The sequence below is a fragment of the Ectobacillus funiculus genome, assembly GCF_004138295.1.
Lineage (GTDB): Bacteria > Bacillota > Bacilli > Bacillales > Bacillaceae_G > Ectobacillus > Ectobacillus funiculus.
Genome location: NZ_SCFM01000074.1, coordinates 1 through 5,202 on the forward strand (window position 1 = coordinate 1; position 5,202 = coordinate 5,202).

Below are 5,202 nucleotides of genomic sequence, written 5' to 3' on the forward strand. Positions count from 1 at the left end.
GCATTTCCTCCTTTACGGTATCATTTTGGATAAGAGATGAACCGTTGGGTGAATCGTCGCTAAAGGCACCCTTTTTGTTCTTTGACAACCTAAGATATGAGGTTGGTTGCAGGAATACGTTGCAACCGTAAAATCTTAGATGTAACTCGTCTGCCTAGTACGTGTGGAAATTTGAGTACGGCTACTAGGCAATGCCGTGCATAACGGTTGCTACTTGAGCATGTCTCTTGTAGTAGGGCAACCGTCAACACGCCCATGATGCAGAGGACACTCCAAGGTGGGAGGTCTTAGACCGTCAGTACTGCTGGTCACTCGCAAGCCCCCACTTCAAGCGTAGCTAAGTGGTGGGTAGTTGACTTGACATCTTATCCTGAATGTACTGATCTTAGGAAGATTTTTAACTCTATTTAAAGTAAATATATCTGGTAGACTTTAACAAAAAATAGAAATCTGAATAGTATATTAAATAGAATTCCTCCATTGGTAAAAAACACTGACCTTATAAGTTAGTGTTTTTTTTATTAATATAGACCTAATGACAATCAAGGGCCCTCCTGCTATTAGAAGAGTCTGCTTGTTATTTACTCTTTCTTGTTCCTGTTCTCCATAATATCCGCCATCTTATAGATTGCTTCTGTTAAGCTATCTATCTTTTTCTCAAACATATTTAATATTGTTAAATTCTTTCGTAGACTAGCATACAAGCAAAGGAACGTTTAATAGCATACATATATTCTATTAGAGTGTATTTAATAAAATAGAATTAGAAGGTGAACAATGAAGTATTAAATTATTTGAGATTCTTGAAAGGAAGGAGAGGGCAATAAATATTTCTACCATGATTTCAGTTTTGGTGTTCTTTATGACAATAGCAGTGATCTTTTGGAGACCAAAGGGAATCAATGAGGCGTGGCCAGCAGCAATTGGCGCAGGGATTATTTTATTAACAGGAGCTGTATCCGGTGCTGATATTCTAGATATTCTACAAAAAATTGGCGGTGCTTCGATCACTATTATCTCAACGATTGTCATGGCTATTATCTTAGAAAGCTTCGGTTTTTTTCACTGGTCAGCTGCACGACTTGTAAGTTTAGCAAAAGGTTCAGGTTATCGTCTATACTGGTACATTCAGTTGTTATGTTTTTTGATGACACTTTTATTTAATAACGATGGCAGTATCTTAATCACTACCCCTATTTTAATTCTACTCCTCAAAAATCTTCGGCTAAAACCACACAAACAAATTCCATACCTTTTAACGGGAGCATTGATTGCCACAGCTTCAAGCACCCCTATTGGTGTAAGTAATATTGTGAACTTAATTTCATTGAAAATTCTTCATATGACTCTTTACATGCAGACTGCCATGATGTTTGTACCAGCAACGTTAGGACTATTGTTTATGTCGTGGTTGATGTACGTAGTAGTAAAACGGAAACTGCCTAAACGTTTGCCAGATTCAGTATATGATGTTGAACAAATGTTTTTCACGAAAAACTTTCATCCGTTAAACGGACAGCTTTTAGTCGAAACTAAGCGTCAACGCACAAAATTTATGCTAAAGATTTTACTGTTTGTTTTTCTCATACGCAGTTCTCTCTTTGTTGCCTCGTTGTTCTCAATTCCAATCGAGTTTGTTGCGGTAGTTGGCTCACTCATTTTGCTTATATGGAGATGGTACTACTTACGCACAAATCCTATTGATATATTGAAAAAAACGCCTTGGCATATCTTCATTTTCGCTTTTTCCATGTATGTGCTCATTTATGGTCTGCATAACTCGGGATTAACAGAACTTCTTGTGAAAGTATGTAAACCGATTGTGCAGCAGGGATTATTCGAGGCAACCTTTCTCATGGGAGGATTAATCTCTATTTTATCTAACCTGTTTAATAATCATCCAGCCTTATTGATTGGAACCATTACGTTAACAAAAATGGACCTCGATCTCATCACATTAAAGACCATGTATCTAGCAAGTATTATTGGAAGTGACATAGGGTCGTTGTTACTTCCTATCGGGACACTCGCCTCCTTAATATGGATGCATATCTTAAGAAAAAATAAAATCAAAGTAAAATGGAAAGATTTTTTCAGCGTATCATTGATTGTAGTCCCATTAACAGTAATCATAACTCTATTTTTGTTATATAACTGGATACAAATATTCTTTGCTTAATACCATATTCAACATAAAGTATCTGCTCGATAGAATATAACTTAATAATTCTTTTATTCATTACTTTCACCTATACCTTATCTATAAAACTAGCATAAAATGTACTAGTTATTTGAGGAGGTGATCTATTATAAGTTCTTTTGAGGGAAGTAATTTTGCTGGAACTAGTAATCTTGTACGATTCTTTAGAACATTAAGTCCAGGAACGCGTGTTGTTTTACAATTTGATGCTCGACCACCTGCAAGCGGCATTTTTCAAGGATTTCAAAATGGTACAGTACTTCTTACTAATTTTAATGGTTTTCCTGGTGTTGTACGTATCGCAGTAGGAAGTATTAATGCTGTTTCTGTTGGATAGATACGAATAGTAAGAAAAAAGCGGCTGCATGAAACAGCTGTTTTTTCTTACTATTTTTAATAGATTTATAGTTTGCTTCTAATTCCTACTGGCCACACTAGGAATTAGAATGTTATCATTCCTCATAAAAATTTTGTTCTGATAATTATGTAGAGCGGTGAGTACAATAGCATACTTCCACTCTATGCTGTATGTATTCCTAAAACATTTATATTCTTGTAAGCTAGGTCACTTTCCGAATGCTTTTTAAAGCCCCTAGAAGTCCCGTGGTTGCATTTTAATTTATCTGTTAAACCTCTTAGAACCTTATAAGCTGTACCATCTAAGTTTAACTGGATCCCTAACCCCTTCGATTTTTCGGTAAAATCGGAAAACTTTATATCCTGGTCAACAAGTGGAGCAATAATATGCTCCAATGCTTTACGTTCCCAATTCATAAAGAATCCCCCCGAGAATTTATTATGTATTTAAAAGCCCCTATCGCCATTTCTGAGCGTTCTAAAGAGATAGCAGGGTGTCTTTAAACGAACGTAGATAACCGCAGCTTACTTATCAAATAAATCTTCGAATTTAACAATTTGCTTAATATCCCCTATAACTCTTTCGTAATTTTTAACTTCTGGAATCGTAAGGAATTCGTTAATACAGCAATTTTTCGAACAATATCTACCGGATAAAGGGATAAATCTAGTTTCGTAATAATAATCGCCGTCTTTACTGCTTATATTTTCTTCGCAAGAATCACAGACAAAAGACCAATGGCGCTTTAAATCTTCTCGAAACTGTTTGCGGTAAAAGGATGCTCCCTCGCCATAGTGTAGAGCGCCTTCTAACACTTCTGAAATACGCTGCTCTACATTCTCCCGTTCTAGGAAGTTATCGCCTGTACGCTCAATGTGCGCAATAGTAGCACTAAGCCCTTCTACAAGCTCCTTCATTTCCTGCAGCTCCATAGCGTAACCATGATTATCTACTAAAGCTATACCGTTTTCGACACCATCAATTCGTACGCGTTGGTACGGTATTTCTCGAAATAATCGCTCTTTAATTTCAGAAACATGCGTAGGTTTCCCCATTCATAACTCCCCCTTTAACATGTAATCTAAAACACCACAGGAAGCCCGCTAGCGCGCCTTACCGCATAAAGTAGTAGTTTCGTATGTAATTCGTGATAAAACGGCTTAGCGGTCGTTTTTACGCGTCTGAGTGTTATGCGTTAACTGTTTTTTTTGTCTCCTTGCAATTCCTCCATTAACTGCCGCTGAATAGCTTCTAATTCTGCTTTGTCTTCTTCGGTAGCCTGCGCAGCTGCTTGCTCTTTTTCTGCATCTGTAGCCTTTTGATCCGCAAACCATTCTGGCAGCTGCTCTTTTCTCGTAGTCTTGCGATTAGATTTACGTTCCCCTTTTGGCTGCTCGGTCTTCGTTTGGGCTTCTTTCTTACGACGTTCCTCTAACTCTTCGATCTTGCGCGTAATCATTTCTAAGAAGTAGCTATGAAAATCTGTATGTACTGCTCCTTCTCTTACCTTGCGTAAAGCTTTTGTCTTTAAAGCAGCAGCAGTTTTTGGCTGAAGATCTTCTTTAAAGCTAGCTAATAATTCGGAAATGATGATTTCCGCTGATTCTTGTGAAATTTCTAAAGAATGTTTAGTAGCTTGCGAAGGAAACTTCGCTTTATCTTCTTCTTCAATATTTTTAAAATTGTTATTTTTTCTTTTTATTTTAGTAGGAACTTTTTGTTCCTGTACCAGCGGAACTTTTTGTGTACTTACCGTAGGAACTTTTTGTTCCTCTGGTGATTCGTCATCCCAAATAACATCGAATTCAGTTTCTACGGCTTCTTTCTTGCTACCTTGCAGTTTTAGACAAGCATCAATTAACGGTTTTAGGCTATATACCGCACTCGCCCATTCTCCACTTGCCTTATTACGTCTTTTTCCTATACGTAGCAAACTTTTATCTTTTAAAGATTTAACTATTTTACGGATAGCTCGTTCACTTTTTCCTTCTTCATATGAATCAGCAAAGTATAAAGCTGCTAAAGTCTCCTGGCTAGGGTAAGGATCATTTACATCATGCTTAAACGTAGCAAGTAAGCTAATGAATGAATACTCACCATGTGTCATTCCCAATCGTCTGTAGTTTCTCGTTATCATATTTGGCATTGTCGTAAATCCATCGTCTAGGATAGCTGATCCCCAGACTAGTTCAACATGTGAAGATTGTTTTTCGATTTGATTATTTTTAGCCATAACAAAAAGACCTCTTTTCCATTTGGATTTACGAAAAATGGCAAGAAGTCTCGAAAGGATAGAGTTGACCCTCTGAAAAAACTTATGCTAAACTGTTGCTAATAACATAGGTTTTAAAAAAGGGTACACTATGCCCTTTGACTTCTTCGGGAGCCTTTTACCTGAACATCTCGCCAAAGTTGATACAGGTAAAGGGCTTTTTCCATTTTTTCGTATGTATTTGTTCTAATCCTAGCTTAGCATTGTTTTCCAATCTAGTTCAATTAAAATATGAGGAAGGAGCTGCTAGAATAGCAACCCCTTAGCTCCTGTTTTGTTACAATATTTCATCATATGTATGTGTAAATAAAAAAGGGAGTAATGATAAATACCCACATCCATCAACTTAAGATTCATTTTTATATAAAAGTT

General features: G+C 36.8%; 4 protein-coding genes. 1 reads left to right on the top strand and 3 read right to left on the bottom strand.

Going from position 1 to position 5,202, the window contains the following annotated elements:
- The first annotated feature begins 838 nt into the window (after window positions 1-838).
- Window positions 839-2,179, top strand: a complete 1,341-nt coding sequence (locus tag EP737_RS23680; protein ID WP_425455956.1) for an arsenic transporter — start codon at window positions 839-841, stop codon at window positions 2,177-2,179.
- Window positions 2,180-2,719: 540 nt separating this feature from the next.
- On the opposite strand, the gene EP737_RS23685 is transcribed toward EP737_RS23680, so the two are convergent.
- The 3 genes from EP737_RS23685 to EP737_RS23695 form a co-directional block, all read right to left on the bottom strand.
- Window positions 2,720-2,974 carry a hypothetical protein gene (locus EP737_RS23685; RefSeq protein WP_129731652.1) on the bottom strand — a complete coding sequence of 85 codons (255 nt, stop codon included), beginning with the start codon at window positions 2,972-2,974 and terminating at the stop codon, window positions 2,720-2,722.
- 108 nt (window positions 2,975-3,082) lie between these two features.
- Window positions 3,083-3,613: a hypothetical protein gene (locus tag EP737_RS23690; RefSeq protein ID WP_129731654.1), complete on the bottom strand. Its 531-nt coding sequence runs from the start codon at window positions 3,611-3,613 to the stop codon at window positions 3,083-3,085.
- Between the two features lie 140 nt (window positions 3,614-3,753).
- Entirely contained in the window at window positions 3,754-4,791 is a 1,038-nt protein-coding gene (locus tag EP737_RS23695) for a helix-turn-helix domain-containing protein (protein ID WP_129731656.1), read from the bottom strand.
- Between the last annotated feature and the right edge of the window lie 411 nt (window positions 4,792-5,202).